This window comes from Janibacter zhaoxuefangae (genome assembly GCF_050271985.1).
In the GTDB taxonomy this organism is placed as follows: domain Bacteria; phylum Actinomycetota; class Actinomycetes; order Actinomycetales; family Dermatophilaceae.
In genome coordinates, this window is sequence record NZ_CP189849.1 from 434,412 (window position 1) to 460,074 (window position 25,663).

Sequence of the window (25,663 nt, forward strand, 5' to 3'; positions counted from 1 at the left end):
CACGGAGGTCGATCCCGAATCGAGGCGCACGGCCCGATGCGGGCGGAATAGCCTGTCCCGCATGACGACCCCGCACACTGCCGACACCCACGATCTGATCCGCGTGCAGGGGGCCCGCGAGAACAACCTCAAGGACGTGAGCGTCGAGCTGCCCAAGCGTCGGCTGACGGTCTTCACCGGTGTCTCCGGCTCGGGCAAGAGCTCGCTCGTGTTCGGGACGATCGCCGCCGAGTCGCAGCGGATGATCAACGAGACCTACAGCGCCTTCGTCCAGGGGTTCATGCCCTCCCTCGCTCGTCCCGACGTGGACCACCTCGAGGGCCTGACGACGGCGATCCTCGTCGACCAGGAGCGCATGGGCGCCAACCCGCGCTCGACCGTCGGCACGGCCACGGATGCGAACGCCATGCTGCGCATCCTCTTCAGCCGCCTCGGCGACCCCTACGTCGGCCCGCCGACCGCCTTCTCCTTCAACGTCCCCACGCGCAAGGCCAGCGGGGTGATGTCCACGGACAAGGGTGGCCGGGTCGAGAAGAGCGTCGTCAAGCAGGCCATCTACCTCGGCGGCATGTGCCCCCGCTGCGAGGGCATGGGTCACGTCAGCGACATCGACCTGACCGCGCTCTACGACGAGACGCTCTCGCTCAACGAGGGCGCGTTGACGGTGCCGGGCTACTCGATGGACGGCTGGTACGGCCGGCTCTTTGCGGGCATGGGCTTGCCGATGGACAAGCCGATCGCGTCCTTCACGAAGAAGCAGCTCGAGACGATGCTCTACGCGGAGCCGACCAAGATCAAGGTCGAAGGCGTCAACCTCACGTTCGAGGGGATGATCCCCAGGATCCAGAAGTCGATGCTGTCCAAGGACCCCGAGGCGATGCAGCCGCACGTGCGCCGCTTCGTCGAGCGAGCCGTGACCTTCCAGACCTGTCCCGAGTGCGAGGGGACCCGTCTCACGCCCGAGGCGCGGGCCTCGCGGATCAAGGGCAAGAGCATCGCGGACCTGTGCGCCATGCAGATCAGCGACCTCGCGGAATGGGTCCGCGAGCTCGACGAGCCGTCGGTGGGTCCGCTCGTCGCAGGTCTGCAGCACCTGCTCGACTCCTTCCGCGAGATCGGGCTGGGCTACCTGTCACTGGAGCGGCCGGCGGGCACGCTCTCCGGCGGGGAGGCGCAACGCACGAAGATGATCCGGCACCTCGGGTCCTCCCTGACCGACGTCACCTACGTCTTCGACGAGCCGACCATCGGCCTGCACCCCCACGACATCGACCAGATGAACGGCCTCCTGCGCCGACTGCGGGACAAGGGCAACACCGTCCTCGTCGTCGAGCACAAGCCCGAGACCATCGCGATCGCCGACCACGTCGTCGACCTCGGCCCCCTCGCCGGAAGCGGCGGTGGGGAGATCGTCTACGAGGGGAGCGTCGAGGGGCTGCGCACGAGCGGCACGCTCACCGGCCAGCACCTCGACGACCGTGCCCACCTCAAGGACGAGGTGCGTGCCCCGAGTGCCCAGCTCGAGGTGCGCGGCGCCGCGACGCACAACCTGCGCGACGTCGACGTCGACATCCCGCTCGGCGTCCTGACGGTCATCACGGGGGTCGCCGGCTCCGGCAAGAGTTCCCTCATCCATGGCTCGGTCGGCGGGCGCGAGGGCGTCATCGTCATCGATCAGGGCGCGATCAAGGGGTCCCGTCGCAGCAACCCGGCGACCTACACCGGGGTCCTCGAGCCGATCCGCAAGGCCTTCGCCAAGGCCAACGGCGTCAAGCCGGCCCTCTTCAGCTCCAACTCCGAGGGCGCCTGCCCGACGTGCAACGGCGCCGGCGTCATCTTCACCGAGCTCGGCGTCATGGCGACGGTCGAGTCGCCGTGTGAGGAGTGCGAGGGGCGGCGCTTCCAGGCCGCGGTGCTCGAGTACGAACTGGCCGGGAAGAACATCGCGGAGGTCCTCGACATGTCGATGGCGCAGGCGGAGGCGTTCTTCGCCGAGGGCGAGGCCAAGCTCCCCGCGGCGCACAAGATCCTCGACCGACTCGTCGACGTCGGTCTGGGCTACCTCACCCTGGGGCAGCCGCTGACGACCCTGTCGGGTGGCGAGCGGCAGCGGATCAAGCTCGCCACCCAGATGGGGGAGAAGGGGGACATCTACGTCCTCGACGAGCCCACCACCGGCCTGCACCTCGCCGACGTCGAGAACCTGTTGCGTCTGCTCGACCGGCTCGTCGACAGCGGCAAGTCCGTCATCGTCATCGAGCACCACCAGGCGGTCATGGCGCACGCCGACTGGATCATCGACCTCGGTCCCGGCGCCGGCCACGACGGCGGCACGGTGGTCTTCGAGGGGTCGCCGCGCGACCTCGTCGCCCAGCGCTCGACGCTCACCGGCGAGCACCTCGCGGCGTACGTCGGGGCCTGATTCGGGCGACGCTCGACCCGGGTGCTCGAGCCGGGCGGTCAACCGCGCGCGAAGAGGCCCGCGACCTCGTCCCGGGCCGGCTTGCCCGGCCCGCGCAGGGGGAGGGCGCCGAGGACGATGACGCGCCGCGGCAGGGCGTGCGCGGCCAGATGCGGACGAAGGCGCTCGCGCACCGCCGCGACGTCGGCCGCCGCTCGTCGCTCGGCCGGCGGCGCGTCGGGGTGCAGGACGAGCGCCGCAGCAATGACCTGCCCCCACTCGGGGTCGGGGACGCCGACGACGACCGCCTCCGACACGGCCGGCCCGTGCGCGAGGAGGGCTTCCTCGACGAGGCGCGGGGCGACCTTCAGGCCGCCGGTGTTGATCAGGTCATCGGCGCGCCCGAGGATCCGCAGGCACCCGTCGGCGCCGACCTCACCGAGGTCGTCCGTGACGAACCAGCGCGTCCCGCCGTCCTCGACGAAGGCGGCCGCCGTGAGATCGGCCCGCCCGAGGTAGCCGGAGGCGAGGGTCGCGCCGCCGAGCCGGACGCGACCGTCGACGACCCGAACGCTCGCCGGCTCGAGGGGGAGCCCGTCGTAGACGCAGCCGCCGGCCGTCTCGGTCATGCCATAGGTGGTCACGACACGGACGCCGGCCGCCTGGGCCCGCGCGAGCAGGGTCGGTGCGGTCCCCGCCCCGCCCACGAGCACGGCCGCGAAGGTCGCCAGCGTCCGGGCCGCGTCCGCGTCGGCCAGGAGCCGGGTGAGTTGTGTCGGGACGAGGGAGACGTAGGTCGGGGTGTCGTCGCTCAGGAGCGCGGCGCCCCGGACGAACGCCTCCGGGGTGAAGCCGTCCGCGAGATCCATGACCGCCGGGACCGTGCCCGCCCGCAGCGACCGTACGAGCACCTGGAGGCCGGCGATGTGCCGGGCCGGCATGGTCAGGAACCACTGGCCCGGACCGGCGAGCCGGGCGGCTGTCGCATCCGCGCTCGCGTGCAACGCCGGGGCGCCGAGGACAGCCAGCTTGGGTGAGCCGGTCGAGCCGGAGGTGCCGACGACGAGGGCCGCGCCGTCGGGCACGGCGTCGTCCGGCAGCGTGTCGACGTCGATCGGTGGCGGCCCGGCCGGGTCGTGGGGGAGCAGGGCCGGTCCGCCCGCGAGGGCCCGTTCCAGCTCGGGCAGGACCCGCAGGGCGTCCGGGCCGAGCGGGACGGGGAGCGGGCGGAGCCGGGTGGTCATCAGCGGACCTGGAGGATGCCCTCGACGAGGAGCCACAGGCCGAAGATGACGAAGGCGGCCGCGGCGCCGATGGTGATGGCGCGCTCAGGGAGGCGCTTGCCGAGGACGGCACCGACGGCGATGGCGAGGGCGTCGGCGGCGACCATGCCGACGGTCGAGCCGATCCACGTGCCGAACCAGTCCTCCTTCGTCGCCAGCGTGATGGTCGCGAGCATGGTCTTGTCGCCGAGCTCGGCGAGGAAGAAGGCGACACCGACGGCGACGATCGCGGCGCCGGTGGAGCGGCGGGCCTTGTCGGCCTCCTCGTCGGTGAGCTCGTCACCGCGCAGGGTCCACGCCGCGAAGGCGAGGAAGGCGAGGCCGGCGATGATGGAGATCCAGCCCTGGTGCTCACTGAAGGCGCTGCCGACGAGGCGGCCGATCGCGACGGACGCGAGGTGCACGATGGCGGTCGCGGCGGTGATGCCGATGAGCACGTCGCGGGCGCGGTAGCGCGCGGCGAACGTCATGGCCATGAGCTGGGACTTGTCGCCGAGTTCCGCGACGAAGATGACCGCGGTGCTCAGGAGGAAGGCGTACACGGGGCTGCTCCATTTCTTCACCTGGTCAGCAGCCACACGACGAGCCTCGGCCAGGCACGGTGACATCAAGGGTCGTCGTGCTTGCCGAAAGTCTCGTCCGCCACCGAGGTGGCCCATCCGGCCGGGCCGGTCCGCGAGGACGTGGCCAGTGTGTCGACAGGATGCGTTCGGGACTACTCCCCTTCGCTGGCGGCAAGAGTAGCCGGGCGACCGCTCACCGCGCGAATCCGCCGCATGGCGGACGCTGTGCGGACCGTGAGTCGCCAGAGCGGGCGGGCGGCACTAGTTTGTCCGGGTTCGCCCCGATTCGACCCCAGCCCCGATCCTCGCCGAGGAGCAGCGATGACCACGACCACGTCCCCCCACACAGCGCAGGTGTCCCGAGGGAGTTGGTCCCTCATCGGACCCGGCCTCGTCGTGGCCGCGACGGGTGTCGGCGCGGTCGACCTCGTCGCGACCCTCATTGCCGGCAGCAAGTACGAGTACGGCCTCCTGTGGTGCGTCGTGCTCGGCTGCGTCCTCAAGATCGTGCTCGTCGAGGGCGCGGGCCGTTACTCGCTGGCCACGGGGAAGACGATCTTCCACGGTTGGGCCTCGCTCGGCGCGTGGACGAAGGTGTACTTCGGTCCCTACATCGTCATCTGGGGCTTCGTCTATGGTGCGGCCGCCATGGCCGGCACGGGCCTGCCCCTGCACTCCCTCTTCCCCGTGTGGTCGGTGACCGTCTGGGGCATCATCTCCGGCCTCATCGGTCTCGCCCTCGTCTGGCTCGGCCGCTACGAACTCCTCGAGAAGGCGTGCGCCGTGCTCGTCGGCCTGATGTTCGTGACCATGGTCGGCGCGGCGATCATGACCGTCCCGAACCTCCCGGGGATCGTGGGCGGACTCGTCCCGATGGTGCCGGACGGCTCGATGGTCAACGTCCTGTCCGTCGCCGGCGGTGTCGGTGGCACCATCACGCTCGCGGCCTACGGGTACTGGCTGCGGGAGAAGGGCTGGAGCACGCCGGGCCACATGCGGGTCATGCGGATCGACAACACCGTCGCCTACGTCGTGACCGGCATCTTCGTCGTCTCCACGCTCATCGTCGGCGCAGAGTTGCTGTACTCCGCCAGCATCGCCGTCGAGAGCGGCGACAAGGGTCTGCTCGACCTGAGCACGGTCCTCGCCGACCGGTACGGCCAGTGGTCGGGCAAGGTCTTCCTCGTCGGTTTCTGGGCCGCCGCCATGAGCTCGCTCCTCGGCGTCTGGAACGGCGTCTCGCTCATGTTCGCCGACTTCGTCGGTGACCTGACGAAGGTGGCCGAGGACCACCCGGACCGCCTCTCCGGCGGCCGCTGGTACAAGGCCTACATCCTCTGGCTGACGTTCCCGCCCATGGTCATGCTCTTCCTCGGCAAGCCGATCTGGCTCATCCTCGCCTACGGCGTCCTCGGGGCCCTCTTCATGCCGTTCCTCGCCATCACCCTGGTCTGGATCCTCAACACCGACCGGGTGCCCGACGAGTGGCGCAACAAGTGGCTCTCCAACACCCTGCTCATCGGGTGCACGGTGTTCTTCTTCGTGCTCGCCGCGATCCAGGTGAAGGACACCCTCGCCGGGTGAGGGTCGGATGCCCGTGTCCGGGTCGAGGACCTTCGTGGGCGGCGGGCTCGCGATCGTCGGCGTCCTGCTGACCCGCGTCAGCCGAGCCGCTCGGCCAGCGCCACGATGATCCCCTCGGGTCCGCGCACGTAGGTCATCCGCCACGCGTTCTCCCACTCGCCAATGCCACCGACGAGTTCGTAGCCGTCTGCGCGTAGCTGCTCCACCATCGCGTGCAGGTCCTCGACCTCGAAGGCGATGTTGCGCAGCCCGATCTCGGTGGACATGGCGTTGGGGTTTCCCTGGTCGAGTTCCGGTCGGACGAAGGTGCAGACCTCGACCGTCGTGCCGCCGCCGGGCAGGCGCAGCATGGCGACCTCCGTGCGTGAGTTCGGGATGCCGCAGACCGTGTCGAGGAACTCGCCCTCCATGACGGTGCGTCCCTCGATCTCCATCCCCAGGCTGACGAAGAAGTCGAGTGCAGCGTCGAGGTCGGCGACGGTGATACCGACGTGGTCGAAGTGCTTGATGCCTGCCATGTGCACACTCTCCTCCTCGCCCTCGGGTTCGTGAACCTCAGCGCCGGTCGCGCGATCGTCGCGCTCGATCGTGCCCGCACGTCCACGTGGGGTCAGGACCGCTTCGACGTCGGCTCCACCTCCGGCGCGAACGGCTACACAGACCACCTCTGGAACCCCGCCAACGGTGATGCGTGACGGGGCGGCCGAGGATCCGCGCAGTCACTGCACCTGGGAGTGCGAGCGTCCACAGTTCTGTGACCTGCAGAAACACCCTCGTTTCAGAAGTGCCGGGGGAAGGACACCCTTGCCGTGTGAGGGAGGGCAACTCATCCACCACGACCTGTGGAAGGTCGAAGCCTCGTTCCGGATGAGCAAGACCGACCTGCGAGCCCGGCCGATCTTCCACCACACCCTCGACGCGATCGTGGCCCACCTGACGGTCGTCTCCGCCGTCCTGGCCGTGGCCCGTCACCTTCAGAGCGCGATGGGGATGAGCATCAAACCGCGCTGACGCCATAGCCGCCCAGCCGTGGCCGGTGGGTCCCCGCGCGGCCGACCCTCAGATGGCGGAGGGGTCGATCCCGTATCGCCGCAACTTGCGATACATCGTCGCTCGGGCGATGCCGAGGTCGCGGGCCGTGCGCACGACGTTGCCCCCGCGCTCCTGCAACCCGCGGACTATTGCGTCACGCTCGACGGACTCCAAGTGCGTGAGCAAGGGTCCGTTGGTGACGCATTCTGGCGGCAGGTCATGGACGTCGATCCGGTCGGCGGAGGCCGCGCCGAGAACTGCCGTCCTGATCACGCCCTCCAGTTGGCGGACATTTCCCGGCCAGGCCAGTCGCGCAAGGGCTGTCTGCGCTGCGCTCGTGAGCACGTGCTCTCCCCGTGGCGAATACAGGCGCACGAAGTGGCGAGTCAGTGCCACGAGGTCAGCGTGGCGGTGTCGCAATGCCGGAACCGTGCACCGTGTATCACTCAAGGCAATGAGCTCATCCTCAGGCGCGATCAGGTCAGGATTAGCAGTCAAGGCAATCCGGGCTCCGCTCCCGTGACTGCGATGATCCAAGCGATCGACGAGGGCTGTCCGAAGGCGGGGGCTCAGCAGGTGGTAGCGGCACACCACGACCAGGCCCCGCTCATCTATGGCAACACGGTCGAACGTCTCCAGCCATGACGTGTCATCCCCGCCGTCCCCAGGCGGATGAAGGAGGACGGGATTGATCCCGGCGTGCCGTCGATGCAACGCGGAAAGGAGATGGACTTTTCCCGTTCCGGCCTCACCGAGAACGCACGGGAGGTCACGACGGGTATAGGCGGCATCGAGTTCCGTGACGGCCCGCAGCCACATGGGATCGCTGCCCACCAGGCCCGGGATGGCGGGCGCGGCAATCTTCGTGGTCCGCCTACGAGATGGACCGACGACCCGAACCCCGAGAACGTGACCGTCGCCGTCGTCGCCGCCGTCCAGAACCCGAAGCTCCATGTGCAGACCCGAGGGCAGAGTCGTACTCCACTCGAGCGACGAACCGAGAACACACTCGCGCGCGAAGGCCAACAGCGCGCCTTGGTCTGGTCCGGTTACCGCAGCGCGCAGGCGGTCATTCATCATCAGGCACTCACCGTTGAACGCCAGAACAGCCCCGTGCCGCATCCGACGACATCCCTCGAGGTAGCGCCCGAACAGCCGGAACTCACGGCGAGAGGAGATGCGCGCGAGTTCCCGCTCGATCTGTTGGGCAGTCGACCGCGTGAGCGCCATCGTCATCGCCCCGGAGGTGTTCGCCAAGGTGGTCAGGTTGAAGGTGCCCAGGACCAGTCGCCGAGTCGGGTGGAAGATCGGCACAGCGGCGCACTGGAAGTCCCGTAGGTCCTCGACGAAGTGCTCACGCCCGTCAATCGTCACGGCGCACTGGCTGGCCAGGGCCGTACCGATGCCGTTGGTTCCGACCGACTCCTCGGAGAAGACGTGCCCGGGGGCCAACTTGACCCGGTTGAGCCGGGTCATCAGGCCGGGGTGAGTCAACCTGCGGGAGAGGATGACCCCCTGATTGTTCGTCAACATGAGCGAGACGGCTTCGTTGCCCAGTTGTTCATGCAGGGCGTCGAGAATCGGAGTTGCGGCGCTGACCAAGGGGGTGTCGAGCTCGGGGTCCTCGAAGTACCACGGGGTGAGGCGTTCCATGTCGACGTGGTGCTCCATCGAACGCTGCCACGACGCAACCACGACGGAACGGACCGGTCCTCCTGCGCCTTGAATCTCACTCAGAGTGGCCCGCACTGACTCAAAACCGACCATGGTGAATCCCGACCTCCTCGGGCAGACGACGCTGTCATGCCCTGACGCCCCATCTTGCGGGCACTGCGCCTCGGGGTGCAACGGAATGCCAGAGCGTCTCAATTTGGGACACCCCAGGGGCCAAGAGTGAGACACCCATGAGAGTCCAATCAGGGGTGTCCTGACTCTCGACGCCCACACATCGCCGTGTGGACCCTGAGAGGAGAGCCGATGAAGGCTGTGCAGCTCGAGGCATACGAGCAAGAACCCCAACTCATGGATGTCCCCGACCCAGAGGTCAAGGACCCCCACGACGTCGTCGTCAGGATCGGTGGAGCCGGCGTCTGCCGGACCGACCTGCACATCATTGAAGGTCAGTGGGAGGAGAAGTCAGGGGTCGCTCTGCCCTACACGATCGGCCACGAGAACGCTGGCTGGGTGGAGGCGGTCGGCTCTGCCGTAACCAACGTCGCCCCCGGCGACCCAGTGATCCTTCACCCACTCGTGACGTGCGGTCTGTGCCGCGCCTGCCGGTTCGGTGACGACGTTCACTGTGAGAACAGCCGGTTCCCGGGGATCGACAGTGACGGCGGGTATGCCGAGTACCTCCTGACGTCGGCCCGCTCCGTCGTCCGTCTGGATGACAGTCTCGAACCCGCTGCGGTGGCCGCGCTCGCCGATGCCGGGCTGACCGCGTATCACGCAGTCGCGAAGGCGGCCCGTGCACTGCGCCCTGGGGACACGGCCGTGTGCATCGGAGCCGGTGGACTCGGTCACATCGGTATTCAGGTCTTCAAGGCACTGAGCAGCGCCCGCCTCGTCGTCGTCGACCGCTCACCCGAGGCCCTCGCCCTGGCGAAGGAGATCGGCGCGGACGAGACGATCCTCGCGGATGGAACCCAGATCGAGCAGATGGCCGACCTGACGAACGGTGCCGGAGCGCATGCGGTCCTCGACTTCGTCGGAGAAGGCGGAGCCGTCGAGGACGGTCTTCGGATGATCCGTCGGGCCGGCAACTACTACGTCATCGGCTACGGCGGAGAACTCAAGGTCCCCACCATCGACGTCATCTCGACCGAGATCAACTTCGTCGGCAACCTGGTCGGCTCCTACAACGACCTCGTCGAACTCATGGTCCTCGCGGCCGAGCGCAAGGTCACCCTGCACACCCAGCGCTACTCCCTCGACGACTACGCGCTGGCCCTGCACGACCTCGACCACGGAGACGTTCGCGGCCGCGCCATCCTCATCCCGAACGCAGCCAAGGAGTTCACCTCATGAAGCCGTATCGCCTCGCCGTTGCCACCGCCCTGACCGGCGCGCTCGCCCTCACCGCCGGCTGCAGCAGCGGCGGTGGATCAGGCGCAGCCAACAAGACCAAAGCGCCCAGCTTCGCAGCAGGCGGTGATGTCAGCTACGCCAAGTACGGCGACTACCCCGCCACGAAGGTCAAGGACGTGAGTGGCCCCTGCAGTTGGGAGTCCACCAGCGCCAAGGACTACTCCGGGGTCACCCTCAAGGTCATCTCCCACGCGATCCCGGTCATGGGTGAGCCGACGCAGTTGCACGCCAAGCAGTTTGCGGAGCTCACCGGCGCCACGGTCGACGTCGTCAACGTCCCCTTCGGTGAGCTCTACCAAAAGCTGATGACTCCGCTCCAAGCCGGCCAGCCGGCCTACGACGTCATGTTCTATCCGTCGTTGTGGATCGGCGACATGGCTCCCTATCTCCAGCCCGTGCCGCAGAAGTACCTGGACACCCCCGGCATGAAGGACGTGACGCCGGCGTTCATGGATGTCGCGACCTGGGACGGCAAGGTTGTCCAGTACCCGGTTGACGGTGACCGGCACTTCCTCAAGGTCCGCACCGACGTCCTGACCGACCCCAAGAACATGGCGGACTACAAGGCGAAGACCGGCAAGGAACTGGGGATCCCCAAGACGTGGGCCGAATACAAGGAGGTGGCGGACTTCGTGTCGTCCCGGCCGGGTCCGGACGGCGGTAAGTTGTTCGGTTCGGCCGAAGTCACCAAGCGCGATGACCTCATGTTCTCCGCGTTCATCAGCCGCGCCGCGGCCTACGCGAAGAACCCGGCCGTCAAGGGTGGCTTCTTCTTCGACGTCGACACGATGGAGCCGCTGATCAACAACGCCGGCTGGGTCAAGGCGCTCGATGACTTCAAGGCCATTACTCCGGACCTGCCCCCGGGTGGAACCAACTTCGGGCTCGGCGACGAGATCCTCGCCTTCGGCGGTGGCCAGGCGGCGATGTCCTACAGCTGGGATGACGCCTTCATCCAGGCGCAGCAGCCGGAGAGCAAGATCCGCAACGACGTCGCGGCGGCTCAGCTGCCCGGCTCCGACGAGACCTGGAACCGGTCGACGAACAGCTGGGACAAGTCCCCGAACCAAGCGGCGTACTTCACCTGGGGATGGACCTCGGCCGTGGCCAAGTCGTCCAAGAACCAAGACGCGGCGTTCGACTTCCTCTGCTTCTTCAGCAACGAGGCCAACACCTCGCTCGACCTCACGATCGGACGTTTCGGGGTCAACCCCTACCGCAACGCCCACTTCGACCCCGCGTTCTGGGAGAAGCAGGGGTGGAGCGCGGAGACGGCCCAGTCCTACGTCAAGACCTTCGCGGACATGGAGAAGAACCCCAACCGGGTCTTCGACCTGCGCGTCCCCGGGGTGAACCAATACATGTCCTCCCTCGCCACCGGTGTGGCGGCGGCCGTGGCCGGACAGAAGACGTCTCAAGAGGCACTCGACGGGGTGTCTAAGGAGTGGAAGAGCATCACGGAGCAGGTGGGCAAGGACAAGATCCAGGCCGCCTACCGCAACGTGGTCAAGCTCGAAGACGGCGGGAACTGAACCGGTGCGGGACGTCCGCTGACGCACCACGTGGGCGTCCCGCACCGCACCCTCACCCCATCCAACGCTCGGAGATCCCATGACCTCGATCCGTCGCTACAAGGCACTGTTCCTGTTGCCCGGACTGCTCACGCTCGTCCTGATCATCATCTTTCCGCTGCTCTTCACGATCCGCGTCAGCTTCTCTGGCTGGAACGTCGCCTCCCCGGAGATGGACTTCATCGGGGGCGCGAACTTCTCACGGATGGTGCACGACGGCCGGTTCTGGTCCTCGATGCTCCACTTGCTAGTCCTCGCCGGCGGGACGGTGATCATCGAGTACGTCCTCGGCTTCGCCCTCGCGCTGGCGGTGTGGCGCGAGGTCCGGGCCCGCAGGTTCCTGCGGATCCTCTTCCTCGTGCCGATGATGACGACACCCGTGGTCATGGCAGCGGTATGGCAGATGATGTTCCACCAGTCCCTGGGGCCGGTCAACGACCTCCTGTCCAAGGTGGGCATCGGTCCAGTCGAATGGTTGACATCCGATCGGCCGGCGTACGTCGCCCTCATGACGGTCGAGATCTGGCAGTGGACTCCGTTCATGATGTTGCTCCTGCTCGCAGGACTGCTGAGCCTTCCGCGTGAGCCGTTCATGGCGGCCGCCATTGACGGCGCCGGCCCCTTGCGGACCTTCTGGCGGGTCACCTTCCCGCTGCTTGCTCCGGTGTCCGTGACGGCCCTGATCATCCGCATGATCGAGGCCTCGAAGATGTCGGACACGGTCTATGTGCTCACCTCGGGCGGACCGGGCTCGGCCACCGAGACTCCCGGCTACTACCTCTACATACGCGGGCTGAAGGAACAACAGACGGGGTATGCCGGTGCGTTGTCGCTGACCTATCTGGTTCTCATGATCGTCGGCCTCACCATCATGTCCGCGCTTCTCGTGCGGGCCTTCCGATCGCAGGAGGAGTCATGAGTCGCTGGTCGCGACCAGCCCGGTACGCGTTCCTCATCGCCTGGGCCATCTTCACCGGAGCGCCCTTCCTCTGGGCCATCACCACGAGCTTCAAGGACGTCAACGGGGTCCAAGGCGGCGTGACCTACCTGCCCTGGGTGCAGTACAAGCCCACGACCCAGGCGTGGAAGCAGATCTTCGGAGGCGCTGGCGGCGTCAACCTGATCGAGCCCTTCCTGAACTCGCTGATCATCACTGTGTGCGCCTCCGCGATCGCGATCGCGTTGGGTTCGCTCGCGGCATACGGGCTGTCCCGGTTCCGCTATCGGCTCGGACCGGTGAAGAACGCCGACATCGTCTTCTTCTTCGTCTCGCAGCGCATCATGCCGCCGGTCGTCCTGGTCATCCCCTTCTTCTTCCTGCTGCAGGCACCGGGTCTCCTCGACACCCGACTGGGGCTCATCCTGGTCACCGTCTCCCTGCTGCTTCCGATTGCGGTGTGGGTGATGGTCGACTTCTTCAACAACATCCCCAAGGAGCTCGACGAGATGGCGATGTTGGAGGGCTGCACCCCCATGCAGGTTTTCCTGCGGGCGATCCTGCCGAACTCGGCGGCGGGCCTGACCGTGGCGGCAATGTTCTGCGCGGTCTTCGGTTGGAACGACTTCTTCTTCGCCTTCCGTCTCACCTTCACCGAGGTGCAGACCCTGCCGCAGGCGGTCGTGGCCCTCAACTCCTCGATCCCACCGTGGTGGACCCTGTCGGCCGCCGCCCTCTTCGGGGTCATCCCCCTCATTGCCTTGGCGATCCTCGTGGAGCGCTACCTGTCCAAGGGCAGCCTGTCGGGAGCCGTGCGATGACGCTGGCTGCGCAGTCCCTGACCACGACCGTCGATGGTGTCACCCATCTCGACGACGTCACCCTCGCTCTTGAGCCGGGTCGCATCCACACCGTGCTCGGACGAACCGGCGCTGGCAAGACGAGTCTGCTTCGGGTGTTGGCTGGCCTGGACCCCGTGGGGTCCGGCGAACTCACGCTCGACGGCATGTCCATCCTCGATGTGCCCCCGTGGCGTCGAGAGACCGCGATGGTCTATCAGCAGTTCATCAACTACCCCCATCTGAGCGTCCTCGACAACGTGCTGTTCCCGTTGAAGCGGGCCGGTGTCGAGCCGGCCGACGCGCTGGCCCGGGCGCAGGATTCATTGGCGAAGGTCGGCCTCGTGGAGTTCCACGACCGGCGGCCAGGACAGCTCTCCGGTGGTCAGCAACAGCGCGTGGCCATCGCCCGAGCGCTCGCTCGTCAGACGCGGATCCTGCTCCTGGACGAGCCATTGGTGAACCTCGACTTCAAACTGCGAGAGCAACTCAGGGAGGAGCTGCGCGGCCTGTTCTCGGGGGTCGGTGACACGGTCGTCGTCTACACCACGACAGAGCCGACCGAGGCCCTCATGCTCGGCGACGAGGTCATCGTCATGGATCAAGGGCGGGTGGTGCAGGTCGGCCGCCCCGACGACATCTTCGAGGCTCCCGCGACGATCGAGGTGGCCCGGGTGGTGAACGACCCACCGATGAACATCATCGAGGCCCAGCTCACGGATGAGCATGTCCTTGCGGCCGGTCTGGATGCGGTGGCTCGGCCCGCTCACTTCGCAGGGGTGGCCAACGGGCGACAGGTCATCGGTCTGCCAGCCTCGGCTCTGACGTTCTCGAGGGGCCACGGCCTCCCCATGCGGGTGACGTTCGTGGAGATCTCAGGATCGGAGACCTTCGTCCACCTCCAGTCCGAAGGGACGGAACTCGTGTCCGTTGCTCCCGGGATCCATGACGTGGTGGCCGGCGACGACATGACCGTTGTCGTTGACCCGAGCCGGCTCTTCTTGTTCACGGCCGACGGCGCGCTCGCCGTGGCACCTTCTCAGACGGGAAATGACTGATGGCACGGTTGCAGCTGGACGGCGTTGCGCAGAGCTACACCCCCGGCGAGCCGGACGAGAAGTTTGCACTCAAGCCGTTGGATCTCGAGCTGGAGCCCGGTCAGACCTATGCGTTGGTGGGGCCCTCCGGATGCGGCAAGACCACGCTTCTCAATATCCTCTCGGGGCTGGTTACGCCGTCGAGCGGCCGGGTGCTCTTTGACGGGGTCGATGTCACCCAGACGCCGACACGACGGCGCAACATCGCCCAGGTGTTCCAGTTCCCGGTGATCTATCGGTCCATGACGGTCCGGGAGAACCTTGCCTTCCCCCTGGAGTGCCGGGGCTGGGACAAGGGCAAGATCCGCGAGCGGGTGGGCTCGGTCGCTGACGCCCTCGGCCTCGGCAACCGACTCGACGACCGGGCGCGGAAGCTGTCGGCCGATGAGAAGCAGCTGATCTCGCTGGGTAGAGGCTTGGTGCGGGACGATGTCGCGGCCGTGCTCATGGACGAGCCGTTGACCGTCATCGACCCGCAGCTGAAACTCTCGTTGCGTCGCAAGATCCGCGAGCTCAGCGAGGAGTTTGCGCCGACGGTGATCTATGTGACTCACGACCAGTACGAGGCCATGACCTTCGCCCACGAGCTGCTCGTGATGCGTGACGGTCGGGTCATGCAACGCGGCACGCCGGAGCAACTCTTCGAAGCGCCAGCCTCGACCTATGTTGGCTGGTTCGTCGGCTCCCCGTCGATGAACTTCCTCGAGGGTCGCAGTGAAGGCGGTGGTGTGCGGGTCGGGCCTCACCTGATCCTGCCGGCGTGGCATCCCCCCACCCCGGTCGGCGCCGACGTCACCGTGGGCATCCGCCCGGAGTACGTTCGCCTGCTCAGTCCGGAGGCAACCGCTGGCCCCGCGTCGGGATCCGGCTTCGTCGGTCGCGAAAACGTCGTGGAGGGAACGGTTTTGGGTCTCCAGAACCACGGAGCCACGCGCGTGTGTGAGGTCGACGTGGCCGGCCAGAAGACCACCGTCAAGCTGGGTCGTAACCGGTTCACTCCGAGGCCCGGCGAGCGCGTCGACTTGGTGCTCCCCCGCGAGAAGGTTTTGCCCTATCTTGATGGTCGCCTCGCGACTGCCAGCTGATCGCGGGTTCGGTGACGGACACCGTCATCTCGACAAGCCGGGAGAAGTCGGACTGGTCAGCGCAGAACACCCGCGTTCAGAAGTACCAGGGGAAGGGCGACCAGTCCGGATCGCGCTTCTCGAGGAACTGGTCGCGCCCCTCGACGGCCTCGTCGGTCATGTAGGCCAGCCGCGTGGCCTCGCCCGCGAAGACCTGCTGGCCCATGAGGCCGTCGTCGAGGAGGTTGAAGGCGAACTTGAGCATCCGCTGAGCCTGGGGAGACTTCGCCATGATCTCGCGGGCGACCTGAAGGGCATCGGACTCGAGCTCGGCGTGGGCGCTGACGATGTTGACCGCGCCCATCCGGTGCATGTCGTCGGCCGTGTAGGTGCGGCCGAGGAAGAAGATCTCGCGGGCGAACTTCTGACCGACCATCTTCGCGAGGTAGGCGCTGCCGTAGCCGCCGTCGAAGGAGCCCACGTCGGCGTCGGTCTGCTTGAACCGGGCGTGCTCGCGCGACGCCATCGTCATGTCACAGACGACGTGCAGCGAGTGCCCGCCGCCGGCCGCCCAGCCGTTGACGAGGGAGATGACGACCTTCGGCATGGTGCGGATGAGGCGCTGCACCTCGAGGATGTGCAGGCGCCCGCCCTCCGCCTTCACCCGGGCCGTGTCGACGGTGTCGGCGCCCTCGCCGGCGGCGTACTGATAGCCCGAGCGTCCGCGGATGCGCTGGTCGCCGCCGGAGCAGAAGGCCCACTTGCCCTCCGAGCCCGTCCCGGCCGGGCCGGGGCCGTTGCCGGTGAGGAGGACGACGCCGACGTCGGGGGTCATCCGGGCGTGGTCCAGAGCGCGGTAGAGCTCGTCGACGGTGTGCGGCCGGAAGGCGTTGAGCACCTCGGGCCGGTCGAAGGCGATGCGCACACAGCCCAGGTCCTTGGCCCGGTGGTACGTGATGTCGGTGAAGTCGAAGCCCTCGACCTCATCCCACGCCGCCGGGTCGAACGTCTCACTCACACCATCGATCGCAGTCACGCCGCGAGCCTAACGGGCGGCGACCCACCAGGGCCGCGAGTACGTTTGAGCCATGGCCCTGCACTGGTACTCCGTCGTCGTCGACTGTCATGACATCGCCGCCCAGGCCCGGTGGTGGGCGGAGACGCTCGACTGGCAGATCGGCTTCGAGAACGAGGAAGAGGTCGTCATCGCGCCCCCCGAGGCGACCGAGGATCCCGTCGAGACCCTCGCGGAGTGGCGGCACCGCCCCCAGGAACTCGTCTTCGTGCCGGTCGAGGAGGGCAAGAGCGTCAAGAACCGCCTGCACATCGACCTCGCCCCCCACACCAGCCAGGACCGCGCGGCCGAGATCGCTGCCCTGATCGAGCGGGGCGCCACCCGTGTCGACGTCGGCCAGACCGACGACGCGACGTGGACCGTCCTCGCCGACCCCGAGGGCAACGAGTTCTGCGTCCTCTCCTCGCGCGACCGATGACCCGACCGTCACCCCAGCCCACCCTCGGCGACCTGCTCGACGGCCTGCGCGTTGTGAGCATCCCCATGCGCGTGCGGTTCCGGGGCGTCGAGCACAGGGAGGCCGCGCTCATCCAGGGTCCCGCGGGGTGGGGTGAGTTCGCCCCCTTCCTCGAGTACGAACCGGCCGAGGCATCACGCTGGCTCGCGGCGGCCATCGAGGCCGCCTTCGTCGGCTGGCCGGAGGCGCGAAGGCCGACCGTGCCGGTCAACGCGACCGTCCCCGCCGTGTCGGCGGCCGAGGTCGCGCCGATCGTGGCTCGGTTCGACGGGTGCACGACGGCCAAGGTGAAGGTCGCCGAGCCGGGTCAGTCCCTCGCCGACGACCTCGCGCGGGTCGCTGCCACCCGGGAGGTCCTCGGCGCCAGCGGGCGTATCCGCATCGACGCCAACGGCGGGTGGAGCGTCGCGGACGCGGTCGATGCCGTGAGCGCGCTCTCCCGACACGGCCTCGAGTACGTCGAGCAGCCCTGCGCGAGCGTGGAGGAACTGCGTGACGTCCGCATGGCGTTGGCGCGCAAGGGGATCGACGTCTCCGTCGCGGCTGACGAGTCCGTCCGCAAGGCCGAGGACCCGATCCGTGTCGCGCGCCTGGGCGCCGCCGATCTCGTCATCGTGAAGGTCGCCCCGCTCGGGGGAGTGGCCCGCGCGCTGGAGATCGTGCAGGACTGCGGGCTGCCGGCCGTCGTCTCCTCGGCCCTGGACACGAGCGTCGGGATCGCCGCCGGTGTGGCGCTCGCCGCGGCGCTCCCCGACCTGCCCCACGCGTGTGGCCTCGGCACCGTCTCCCTGCTCGGCGGTGACGTCACGAGGGACTCCCTCCGGCCCCGCGGTGGCGTGCTGCCGATCGGATCGGTCGACGTCGACGACGCCCTGGTCGAGCAGTGGGCCGCCCCCGCCGAGCGGGTGGCGTGGTGGCGCGAGCGGGTCGCCGCCGCGCACGCGCTGCTGCGCTGACCCGTCTCGTCCACAGGGCCCCACCCGGCCCCCGCGTTGTCCGCAGCACGCAGGCGCCCACCCCGACCCACCTGATCACGACGTCGAATGGCGGCATGCCCGGGGATCACCACGACGACGTCACCGCCCAACTCGAGCGTGAGCGGGCGATCCTTGCCGACCTGCGGGAGCGCGTCTCCCGGATCGGACGGATCACGTGGACGGGTCGAGCGGCCACGACCTTCCGGCTCGCACTCGGGGCACAGCTCGTCCGGCTCGACGATCTCGGGGACGAGGTCGGCGCGTTGGCCGGCGCGGTGCGCGAGCACGGGGAGAGCGTCCGTGCCCACGCCGAGGAGGCGCGGCGGCTCGCGCTCGCCGTCGGGGCGACGGTGGACGACCTCACGGACCGTGCCGCGCGGGTGGTCGTCCGGGGAGGGTCGTGAGCGACCTCGACGTCGTCGGCGGTGCCTTCGGCACGTCGGCCGTCCTGACCGAGCTCCTCACCGCGGCCGCCGAGCTGGGTGCGGTCGCCGACGAGATCCTCGAACTCGCGTGGCGGGTCCAGCGGGCCCCGTCGGTCGCCGACCTCGACCGCGATGCGGTGTGGGCACCGGCGTCCTACCTCGTCGTGCAAGCGCGGTTGGCCTCCCTCGCCATCGGCCTGCCCGCGGCGGCGACGGGCCTGGCTGAGGTGGCCGTCGCGGTCCGTGCGTCCGTCGCCGGCTACGCATCGGCGGACGAGGCCGTCGCGTTCGCGGTCGCGGGGCTGCAGGACGCCTTCGGGTTGGGCGTGGGGTTGGGGATCGGGGCGGCGCCGCTCCCCGTCGGCGTCATCGGCGCCCTGGGTGCCGATCGGGCGGACGCACTCGCGTACGACCACCCGTGGCTCCTCGACGCCGGCGCCGGCGGCGTCGAGGGGGTCCTGCTCGGCCTCCTGCTCACGCAACCGTGGTCGATCCCCGTCGCGGCCGTTGCGGGCCACCACGCCGGGGTCTCGTCGCCCCTCGGATCCGAGGAGGACGCGCTCGCCACGATCGCCGTGGCGGCAGGCGGGATCGGCGTCCTGCGCGACGGGGCCGATGTCCGCGCGCGGCCCGCCGGGACGCGGACGATCCCGGCGCCGCGGACGGTGGGCAGCCTCGTGGGTCTCGACTCGGACCCCGAGGCCGGCGGGCGGGGACGCGTCCGGGTGGTCCAGGTGCCTCGACCCGGCGGTGGGAACGCGTGGATCGTCGACGTCCCCGGCACCCGCGCGTGGTCACCGGTGGCGGGAGAGGACCCCTCCGACCTCACGACCAACGTGTGGCTCATGGCCGGGCGGGAGACGGCGACCATGCGGGCCGTCGAGGACGCCCTCACGGCGGCGAAGGTGGCCGGGGGCGGCACCGACGCCGATCCCGTCCTGCTCGCCGGTCACAGCCAAGGTGGGATCACCGCGGCCGCGTTGGCGGCCAGTCCCACCTTCCGCTCTCGCCACCGAGTGACGCACGTGGCGACGACGGGCGCGCCCGTTGCCCGGTTCGCGGTCCCGGCGTCGGTGCAGGTGCTGGCGATGGAACATGACCGGGACCCGGTCCCGCGACTCGACGGCCGGCCCAACCCGGACCGGGCGACATGGGTCACGGTCCGTCGGGACCCGGCCGCCGACGTCGATGGAGCGGCAGGGACGGGTCGTCGGTCCGCCGCAGCCCACCACGAGCGGGCGCTGTACGCGCGCACGGCGGACCTCGTCGACGCCAGCACGGACCCCTCACTGAGGGCCTGGCGCGACTCGGCCGCACCCTTCCTCGGGGACGACGACAGGCTGCGCCTCGACGGCGAGCGTGAGCCCACCGACGTCGTCGTGCGCGAGTACACGCTCCATAGACGCTGACGTGCGCAGCCGCACCCGAGGAAGGGACACCTGATGTCCCAAACTCGGGTCAGGAGGGCCGTTTCACCCGAGGAAGGGACACCTGATGTCCCAAACTCGGGAGGGGCGTCAGTCGCGCGGGCCCTTGCGGTGCGGCTTCTTGAACGGCCGGCTCGTCCGCTCCTGGGTCGAGCTCAACTCAATCAGCTGGCCCGAGATCCGGGTGCTGCGCAGCTTTTCCCACGCGCCGGCGGGCAGGTTGGCCGGGAGTTCGACGAGGGAGTGGTCGGGGCGGATGTCGATCCGGCCGAAGTCCCCACGGCCCAGGCCGCCCTCATTGGCGAGGGCACCGACGATCTGGCGCGGCTCGACCTTGTGGCGTCGTCCCACGGCGATCCGATACGTCGCCATCGGGCCGCCCGCGCCGCGGCGGTCACCCCGGTCCTCGCGTCGGCCTCGCTCGGGCGCCCCGGAACCACGGCTGTCGCTGCGCGTGTCGTCCCGCGGCTCGCGACGCGGCGGACGCACGGGTTCGGGGTCCAGGAGCATCGGCTCGTCACCCTGCAGCACGATGGCGAGTGCGGCGGCCACGTCGGCCTCCGGCACGTCGTGCTCCCGGACGTAGTGGGCGATCACGTCGCGGAAGGTGTCGAGCTCGGCCGAACCCAGGGCCGCCGTGATCCGGTCGTCGAGGCGTCCCAGACGCGTCGCGTTGATGTCCTCGACGGTCGGCAGCTGCATCTCGGTCAGCGGCGAGCCGGTCGCCTTCTCGATCGCCTTGAGCAGGTAGCGCTCGCGCGGGGTGACGAAGGAGATCGCGTCACCCGAGCGCCCGGCGCGGCCCGTTCGGCCGATGCGGTGGACGTAGGACTCGGTGTCGGTCGGGATGTCGTAGTTGACGACGTGGCTGATCCGCTCGACGTCGAGCCCGCGGGCCGCGACGTCCGTGGCGACGAGGATGTCGAGCTTTCCCGACTTCAGCTGACCCACCGTCCGCTCGCGCTGGACCTGCGCGACGTCACCGTTGATCGCCGCGGCGGAGAACCCGCGCGCCCGCAGCTTCTCCGCGAGCATCTCGGTCTCGTTCTTCGTGCGGACGAAGACGATCATCCCCTCGAAGTTCTCCACCTCGAGGATCCGGGTGAGGGCGTCGACCTTCTGCGGGTAGGAGACGAAGAGGTGCCGCTGGGTGATGTTGGGCGACGTCGTCGTCGTGCGCTCGACCGTGATCTCGAGGGCGTCGGTGAGGTACTTCTTGGAGATCCGACGGATCTGGGAGGGCATCGTCGCCGAGAAGAGGGCGACGTGCTTGTGCTCCGGGGTGTCGGCGAGGATCGTCTCGACGTCCTCGGCGAAGCCCATCTTCAGCATCTCGTCGGCCTCGTCGAGCACGAGGAAGCGCAGCTCGGACAGGTCGAGCGTGCCCTTCTCGAGGTGGTCCATGATGCGACCCGGCGTGCCGACGACGATGTGGACACCGCGGCGCAGGGCGCTGAGCTGGACGCCGTAGCCCTGACCGCCGTAGACGGGCAGGACGTGGACGCCGGGCATCCGCGATGCGTACTTCTCGAAGGCCTCGCACACCTGCAGCGCGAGCTCACGGGTCGGTGCGAGCACGAGCGCCTGCGGCGACTTCTGCTTGAGGTCGAGGCGGCTGAGGATCGGCAGCGCGAAGGCGGCCGTCTTGCCCGTGCCGGTCTGTGCCAGCCCGACGACGTGGCGGCCCTCGAGCAGGGCAGGGATGGTCGCTGCCTGGATCGGGGAGGGCGTCTCGTAGCCGACGTCCTTGAGTGCCTTGAGGACCCGCTCGTCGAGGCCGAGGTCGGCGAAGGTGGTCTGCTCGGGCTCTGCGGGGGTCAGGTTCTCGTCGCTCACGCCTAGACCGTAGTCGGCCGAGGCGGCCCGCCGCGACCGGCAGCGCGGATCCGCTCGCTGGGGACGCCGTTCGGATGATCGCGGGCACCATCTGCCGACCGTGCTCAAACGTGTTCGGCCGTAAGCCTTCCACGAGGCCCCGCACGCACCTAGTCTTCGCTCCACTGCCGTAATCCTCGGTATGCCCGTTCTTCCCACATGGAGAATCCTTGTCCAGTCGTCTCCTCGCCGGAGCGTTCGCGGCAGCCGCCGCGCTCACGCTCGCCGGCACGCCCGCCATCGCTTCCGGGCAGAGCGTCGCCCCGGCCGCGAAGGCCGCGGCCGCGCCCAGCGGTGCCTTCACCCTCACGGGTGCGGAGGCCGCGTCCTTCCGCCTGCCCGCTCGCATGACCAAGCTCCGCTCCTGGTCCGATGGTGACGGCTACACCCTCACCCGCTACCAGCAGATGGTCGGCAAGGCGTCCGTCATCGGCGGCCAGATCACGATCGTCAAGGACGCCGCCGGCGTCCAGACGGCCGTCATCGGCGCCTACCACGACGGGCTGAGCGCCAAGAACTCCGTGACGCTGTCGCAGTCCGCGGCCACGAAGAAGGCGAAGGACAACCTGGCGGCGCGCAAGCTGACGTCCGCCGAGAAGAGCGCCGCGAAGGTCGTCAAGACCGACGCCGAGCTCCGCTTCGACCCCACGACGCGCACGTACGTCTACGTCGTCGACACCATCGCCCGCGGCGAGCGCCCCGTGCGCTGGGTCAACGCGTCCACGGGCAGCATCGTCAAGTCGATCGACGCGCTCACCGAGGGCACCGGCCACGGCGTCAAGGGCGACCTCAAGACGGTCGACTCGACCCAGCGGGCCGACGGCTCCTACGTGATGATCTCCGCGGACGGTCGCAAGCAGACGTACGACTTCCGCAACACCGAGGACACCATCGTGCGGGCCGTCGACGCCGACGACGTCTGGGACGAGCGCGCCCCGGGCATGGTCAGCCCCGACCAGCGGCCGCTCGTCGACGCGCACTACTACGCCGACGTCGTGGACGACTTCTACCTCGACACCTTCAAGCGCGACAGCATCGACGACGAGGGCATGACCCTCTACTCGCTGGCGCACTTCGCGAAGGACTATTGCAACGCCTTCTGGAACGGCGCCTACATGACCTACGGCGACGGCAACGCCGCCGAGGGCTGCCTGCCGCTGTCGGGTGGGCTCGACGTCATCTCGCACGAGCTGACCCACGGCGTCACGGAGTACACGTCCGGTCTCATCTACGAAAACGAGTCCGGCGCCCTCAACGAGGCCTTCAGCGACATGATGGGCAACACGGCCGAGTTCTATGCCGCGGCCGAGGGCCGTGACCCGGCGGCCACGCCGGACTGGCGCATCGGTGAGGACGTCATCACCGAGTCCGCCGGCTTCCGCAACATGGGCAACCCGGGCGAGTTCAACGACCCCGACCACTACAGCATCCGCTACACGGGCACGGCCGACAACGGCGGCGTCCACATCAACAGCGGCATCGCCAACCACGCCTACTACCTCACGGTGAAGGGCGGCTACAACGCCGGCTGCGCCACGGCCGGCAACCCGACGCCGACCCACACGGAGGACTGCGACGTCAAGGTCAAGAAGATCGGCCTCGGCAACACGAAGAAGCTCTTCTACCGCGGCTTCTCGGCCCTGCCCGAGTACGCCAACTTCTGCGACGCCCGCAACTCGACGATCGCCGTCGCCGGCAAGTACACCGCGAACATGACCGCAGCCTGGGACGCCGTCGGCGTCCACGCGGGCTGCGCCGTGGGCACGCCCCCGCCGCCGCCGTGCGTCGGTGACGACAACGCCACGATCCCCTTCGGCACCCCCGAGACGGGCTACGGCAACAACGGCGACTGCACCTGGACCTACGACAACGGCGCCGCGGGCTTCCAGTTCCGCTTCAGCGCCCTGTCGACGGAAGCGGGCTACGACTACGTCTACGTCAAGGACGCCAACGGCAACGTGCTCGCCACCTACGACGGCACGCACCCGGCCGGCACCCTGTCGCCGTGCATCCCCACGTCGACGGGTTCCGTCCAGCTCGTGTCCGACCCTGGCGTGAAGGACCGCGGCTTCACCGTGGACGCCGTCCAGGCCTGCACGACCTGATCGACGCACGACCGCATGACACCGACGGGGTCGGGAGCGCAGGCTCCCGGCCCCGTCGGCCTGTCTGGTGGCAGGATCGCAGCGTGAATCCCGCGACCGCCTGTGCCCGAGTCCTGCTCGACGAGCTGGTGCGTTGTGGCCTGCGCGACCTCGTGCTCTGCCCGGGGTCGCGTTCGGCTGCGCTCGCCTATGCCGCCCAGGACCTCGACCGCGCCGGCCTGCTCCGACTGCACGTGCGGGTCGACGAGCGCTCGGCCGGTTTCCTCGCGCTCGGACTGGCGAAGGTCTCCCGCCGCCCCGTCGCCGTCGTCACCACGTCCGGGACGGCCGTCGCCAACCTCCACCCGGCCGTCCTCGAGGCGGCTCACGCGCACGTGCCCCTGCTCGTCCTCAGCGCCGACCGTCCGCCCGAGCTGCGGGGCACGGGCGCGAACCAGACGATGGCCCAGCCGGGCCTCTTCGGTGGCGCGACCCGGTGGTCGGCAGACCTCGGCACCCCCGACGCGACGAGCAGCCCGACGCAGTGGCGCTCGAGTGTGGTCCGCGCCGTGGCCGCCGCCACGGGCGCGCTGGGGGGCATGGCAGGTCCGGCACATCTCAATGTCCCGCTGCGGGAGCCGTTCACCCCCGACGATGTCGTGCCGGGCGCCGCTCTCGACGGCGCGTTCGCTGGGCGTCCCGACGGCGCCCCCTGGGTGACGGTGGCGCAACCCTCACCGACCACCCGGCCCGGGGCGATCGCCCACGTCGGGCGCACCCTCGTCGTCGTCGGAGACCTGCCCGAGCCGGGTCAGGCCGCCGAGGCCGTGGCGTGGGCCGCGAGTCGCGGCTACCCCGTCGTCGCCGAGCCCTTCGGTGCCCACGACCGCACCCTCGTCCTGCCGCACGGCCCGGTCCTGCTGGGCGTGAGCGACTGGCTGGACCGACACGAGCCCGAGCGGGTCATCACGATCGGCCGGATCACGTTGTCCCGCAACGTCGGTGCGCTCCTGCGCCGACCCGGCGTGCGCGTCGAGACGGTCACGCCGACGCCCGACTGGACGGATCCGTCGCACGTGGTGGCGGCCGCGCACCCCTTCGCGGCTCTCGCCGAGCGCGAACCGGCGACGCCCGACGCCGCCTGGGCGGCGGCCTGGCGGGACGCGGGTGCGGCCGTGGCGCGAGCCATCGCCGGTCTCGACCTGGACTGGACGGCCGGTCCCCGCCTCGCGGCCACGATCGTGGCGTCCCTGCCGGCGGGCGCGACCCTCTTCGTCGGTTCGAGCAATGCCGCCCGGGACGTCGATGCCGGCGCGGCGGGCCGCCGCGATCCGGTGACGATCGTCGCGAGTCGCGGGCTCGCCGGGATCGACGGCTGCGTCTCGACGGCCGCCGGTATCGCCCTCGCCGGCGACGGACCGACCTACGCCCTCCTGGGCGACCTCACCTTCGTCCACGACGCCAACGGGTTGGCCATCGGGCCGGGAGAGCCGCGCCCCGATCTGACGATCGTCGTCGTCAACGACGGCGGCGGCGGGATCTTCTCGACGCTCGAATACGGGGACCCCGAGCGCGCGGGCGATTTCCCGCGCATCTTCACGACCCCCACGGGTACGGACCTCGCGGCACTCTGTGCCGCTCACGGCGTGCCCCACGTGCGCGTCGAGGGGGCGGCGCAGCTTGCCGCCGAGGTGGCCGCGGCACCGTCCGGGCTGCGCGTCGTCGAGGTCGCGGTCGAGCCGCGTCACCGGGAGGTCGCCGCCGCCCTCGCCGAGGCCGCTCGCGGCGCCCTCGTCGACTGAGCGGGCCGCAACACGCTCGCCCTCGGCTCGACCCACCCGACAATTCGGGTGACGGGAGGCCGGGCGACGACCACGATGGGGGC

21 protein-coding genes and 1 pseudogene are annotated in these 25,663 nt (G+C 69.2%); 16 read left to right on the forward strand and 6 right to left on the reverse strand.

Features of this window, described 5'->3' with window-relative positions; all coding sequences use genetic code 11:
• Window positions 1–61 precede the first annotated feature (61 nt).
• A complete protein-coding gene (locus tag ACQBAS_RS02110) occupies window positions 62–2,422 on the forward strand; it encodes an ATP-binding cassette domain-containing protein (protein WP_427384693.1) in 2,361 nt (786 codons plus the stop codon).
• Between the two features lie 38 nt (window positions 2,423–2,460).
• On the opposite strand, the gene menE is transcribed toward ACQBAS_RS02110, so the two are convergent.
• Both menE and ACQBAS_RS02120 read right to left on the reverse strand, forming a co-directional pair.
• Window positions 2,461–3,645: an o-succinylbenzoate--CoA ligase gene (gene menE / locus ACQBAS_RS02115; RefSeq protein WP_427384695.1), complete on the reverse strand. Its 1,185-nt coding sequence runs from the start codon at window positions 3,643–3,645 to the stop codon at window positions 2,461–2,463.
• Window positions 3,645–4,262 carry a TMEM165/GDT1 family protein gene (locus tag ACQBAS_RS02120; RefSeq protein ID WP_427384696.1) on the reverse strand — a complete coding sequence of 206 codons (618 nt, stop codon included), beginning with the start codon at window positions 4,260–4,262 and terminating at the stop codon, window positions 3,645–3,647. The genes menE and ACQBAS_RS02120 overlap by 1 nt, the downstream gene beginning before the upstream one ends.
• Window positions 4,263–4,568: 306 nt before the next feature.
• Here ACQBAS_RS02120 and ACQBAS_RS02125 point away from each other — a divergent pair, with 306 nt between their 5' ends.
• Complete coding sequence (locus ACQBAS_RS02125; protein WP_427384697.1) at window positions 4,569–5,831, forward strand: Nramp family divalent metal transporter; 1,263 nt, start codon at window positions 4,569–4,571, stop codon at window positions 5,829–5,831.
• A 77-nt stretch (window positions 5,832–5,908) separates the two neighbouring features.
• On the opposite strand, the gene ACQBAS_RS02130 is transcribed toward ACQBAS_RS02125, so the two are convergent.
• Window positions 5,909–6,349 (reverse strand): VOC family protein, encoded by a 441-nt coding sequence (locus tag ACQBAS_RS02130; protein WP_427384698.1) that lies wholly within the window; start codon window positions 6,347–6,349, stop codon window positions 5,909–5,911.
• Here ACQBAS_RS02130 and ACQBAS_RS02135 point away from each other — a divergent pair, their 5' ends adjacent.
• Together ACQBAS_RS02135 and ACQBAS_RS02140 are read left to right on the forward strand one after the other, a co-directional pair.
• Entirely contained in the window at window positions 6,350–6,526 is a 177-nt protein-coding gene (locus ACQBAS_RS02135; protein WP_427384699.1) for a hypothetical protein, read from the forward strand. It begins immediately after the preceding gene.
• 136 nt (window positions 6,527–6,662) lie between these two features.
• A pseudogene (locus ACQBAS_RS02140) lies at window positions 6,663–6,830 on the forward strand (IS1634 family transposase); the annotation flags it as partial.
• 60 nt (window positions 6,831–6,890) lie between these two features.
• Here ACQBAS_RS02140 and ACQBAS_RS02145 read toward each other — a convergent pair.
• Window positions 6,891–8,534, reverse strand: coding sequence for a sigma-54-dependent Fis family transcriptional regulator (locus tag ACQBAS_RS02145; protein ID WP_427384700.1), 1,644 nt, complete (start codon window positions 8,532–8,534; stop codon window positions 6,891–6,893).
• A 306-nt stretch (window positions 8,535–8,840) separates the two neighbouring features.
• Here ACQBAS_RS02145 and ACQBAS_RS02150 point away from each other — a divergent pair, with 306 nt between their 5' ends.
• The 6 genes from ACQBAS_RS02150 (at window position 8,841) to ACQBAS_RS02175 (ending at window position 15,479) form a co-directional block, all read left to right on the forward strand.
• Entirely contained in the window at window positions 8,841–9,890 is a 1,050-nt protein-coding gene (locus tag ACQBAS_RS02150; RefSeq protein WP_427384702.1) for an NAD(P)-dependent alcohol dehydrogenase, read from the forward strand.
• The gene (locus ACQBAS_RS02155) at window positions 9,887–11,482 is read left to right on the forward strand and encodes an ABC transporter substrate-binding protein (protein ID WP_427384704.1); all 1,596 of its coding nucleotides are present in this window, start codon (window positions 9,887–9,889) and stop codon (window positions 11,480–11,482) included. The genes ACQBAS_RS02150 and ACQBAS_RS02155 overlap by 4 nt, the downstream gene beginning before the upstream one ends.
• 79 nt (window positions 11,483–11,561) lie before the next feature.
• The gene (locus ACQBAS_RS02160; RefSeq protein WP_427384706.1) at window positions 11,562–12,440 is read left to right on the forward strand and encodes a carbohydrate ABC transporter permease; all 879 of its coding nucleotides are present in this window, start codon (window positions 11,562–11,564) and stop codon (window positions 12,438–12,440) included.
• Window positions 12,437–13,279 carry a carbohydrate ABC transporter permease gene (locus ACQBAS_RS02165; RefSeq protein ID WP_427384707.1) on the forward strand — a complete coding sequence of 281 codons (843 nt, stop codon included), beginning with the start codon at window positions 12,437–12,439 and terminating at the stop codon, window positions 13,277–13,279. Before ACQBAS_RS02160 ends, ACQBAS_RS02165 begins: the two co-directional genes overlap by 4 nt.
• A complete protein-coding gene (locus tag ACQBAS_RS02170; protein ID WP_427384708.1) occupies window positions 13,168–14,355 on the forward strand; it encodes an ABC transporter ATP-binding protein in 1,188 nt (395 codons plus the stop codon). Before ACQBAS_RS02165 ends, ACQBAS_RS02170 begins: the two co-directional genes overlap by 112 nt.
• On the forward strand, window positions 14,355–15,479 hold the full coding sequence (locus ACQBAS_RS02175; RefSeq protein ID WP_427384709.1) for an ABC transporter ATP-binding protein: 1,125 nt from the start codon (window positions 14,355–14,357) through the stop codon (window positions 15,477–15,479). The genes ACQBAS_RS02170 and ACQBAS_RS02175 overlap by 1 nt, the downstream gene beginning before the upstream one ends.
• Before the next feature lie 76 nt (window positions 15,480–15,555).
• On the opposite strand, the gene ACQBAS_RS02180 is transcribed toward ACQBAS_RS02175, so the two are convergent.
• On the reverse strand, window positions 15,556–16,494 hold the full coding sequence (locus tag ACQBAS_RS02180; RefSeq protein ID WP_427384710.1) for a 1,4-dihydroxy-2-naphthoyl-CoA synthase: 939 nt from the start codon (window positions 16,492–16,494) through the stop codon (window positions 15,556–15,558).
• Window positions 16,495–16,546: 52 nt separating this feature from the next.
• Between ACQBAS_RS02180 and ACQBAS_RS02185 the strand changes: the two genes are divergently transcribed.
• The 4 genes from ACQBAS_RS02185 (at window position 16,547) to ACQBAS_RS02200 (ending at window position 19,801) form a co-directional block, all read left to right on the forward strand.
• Complete coding sequence (locus tag ACQBAS_RS02185) at window positions 16,547–16,951, forward strand: VOC family protein (RefSeq protein WP_427384711.1); 405 nt, start codon at window positions 16,547–16,549, stop codon at window positions 16,949–16,951.
• Entirely contained in the window at window positions 16,948–17,946 is a 999-nt protein-coding gene (locus tag ACQBAS_RS02190) for an o-succinylbenzoate synthase (RefSeq protein ID WP_427384712.1), read from the forward strand. Before ACQBAS_RS02185 ends, ACQBAS_RS02190 begins: the two co-directional genes overlap by 4 nt.
• A gap of 95 nt (window positions 17,947–18,041) precedes the next feature.
• Window positions 18,042–18,371 carry a hypothetical protein gene (locus ACQBAS_RS02195; protein WP_427384713.1) on the forward strand — a complete coding sequence of 110 codons (330 nt, stop codon included), beginning with the start codon at window positions 18,042–18,044 and terminating at the stop codon, window positions 18,369–18,371.
• Window positions 18,368–19,801 carry a hypothetical protein gene (locus tag ACQBAS_RS02200; RefSeq protein ID WP_427384715.1) on the forward strand — a complete coding sequence of 478 codons (1,434 nt, stop codon included), beginning with the start codon at window positions 18,368–18,370 and terminating at the stop codon, window positions 19,799–19,801. Before ACQBAS_RS02195 ends, ACQBAS_RS02200 begins: the two co-directional genes overlap by 4 nt.
• A 108-nt stretch (window positions 19,802–19,909) precedes the next feature.
• On the opposite strand, the gene ACQBAS_RS02205 is transcribed toward ACQBAS_RS02200, so the two are convergent.
• Window positions 19,910–21,655 (reverse strand): DEAD/DEAH box helicase, encoded by a 1,746-nt coding sequence (locus ACQBAS_RS02205; RefSeq protein ID WP_427384716.1) that lies wholly within the window; start codon window positions 21,653–21,655, stop codon window positions 19,910–19,912.
• A gap of 209 nt (window positions 21,656–21,864) precedes the next feature.
• Here ACQBAS_RS02205 and ACQBAS_RS02210 point away from each other — a divergent pair, with 209 nt between their 5' ends.
• The gene (locus ACQBAS_RS02210) at window positions 21,865–23,799 is read left to right on the forward strand and encodes a M4 family metallopeptidase (RefSeq protein ID WP_427384717.1); all 1,935 of its coding nucleotides are present in this window, start codon (window positions 21,865–21,867) and stop codon (window positions 23,797–23,799) included.
• A gap of 83 nt (window positions 23,800–23,882) precedes the next feature.
• Window positions 23,883–25,580 (forward strand): 2-succinyl-5-enolpyruvyl-6-hydroxy-3-cyclohexene-1-carboxylic-acid synthase, encoded by a 1,698-nt coding sequence (menD, locus tag ACQBAS_RS02215; RefSeq protein ID WP_427384719.1) that lies wholly within the window; start codon window positions 23,883–23,885, stop codon window positions 25,578–25,580.
• Window positions 25,581–25,663: the final 83 nt, after the last annotated feature.

Bases quoted from the DNA above. Each gene is read 5' to 3' on its own strand.
- ACQBAS_RS02155 (WP_427384704.1), top strand. From the start codon at position 9,887: ATGAAGCCGTATCGCCTCGCCGTTGCCACCGCCCTGACCGGCGCGCTC.
- ACQBAS_RS02175 (WP_427384709.1), top strand. From the start codon at position 14,355: ATGGCACGGTTGCAGCTGGACGGCGTTGCGCAGAGCTACACCCCCGGC.
- ACQBAS_RS02165 (WP_427384707.1), top strand. From the start codon at position 12,437: ATGAGTCGCTGGTCGCGACCAGCCCGGTACGCGTTCCTCATCGCCTGG.
- ACQBAS_RS02145 (WP_427384700.1), bottom strand. From the start codon at position 8,534: ATGGAGCACCACGTCGACATGGAACGCCTCACCCCGTGGTACTTCGAG.
- ACQBAS_RS02125 (WP_427384697.1), top strand. From the start codon at position 4,569: ATGACCACGACCACGTCCCCCCACACAGCGCAGGTGTCCCGAGGGAGT.
- ACQBAS_RS02130 (WP_427384698.1), bottom strand. From the start codon at position 6,349: ATGGCAGGCATCAAGCACTTCGACCACGTCGGTATCACCGTCGCCGAC.
- ACQBAS_RS02195 (WP_427384713.1), top strand. From the start codon at position 18,042: ATGCCCGGGGATCACCACGACGACGTCACCGCCCAACTCGAGCGTGAG.
- ACQBAS_RS02150 (WP_427384702.1), top strand. From the start codon at position 8,841: ATGAAGGCTGTGCAGCTCGAGGCATACGAGCAAGAACCCCAACTCATG.
- ACQBAS_RS02160 (WP_427384706.1), top strand. From the start codon at position 11,562: ATGACCTCGATCCGTCGCTACAAGGCACTGTTCCTGTTGCCCGGACTG.
- menE (WP_427384695.1), bottom strand. From the start codon at position 3,645: ATGACCACCCGGCTCCGCCCGCTCCCCGTCCCGCTCGGCCCGGACGCC.
- ACQBAS_RS02185 (WP_427384711.1), top strand. From the start codon at position 16,547: ATGGCCCTGCACTGGTACTCCGTCGTCGTCGACTGTCATGACATCGCC.
- ACQBAS_RS02190 (WP_427384712.1), top strand. From the start codon at position 16,948: ATGACCCGACCGTCACCCCAGCCCACCCTCGGCGACCTGCTCGACGGC.
- ACQBAS_RS02110 (WP_427384693.1), top strand. From the start codon at position 62: ATGACGACCCCGCACACTGCCGACACCCACGATCTGATCCGCGTGCAG.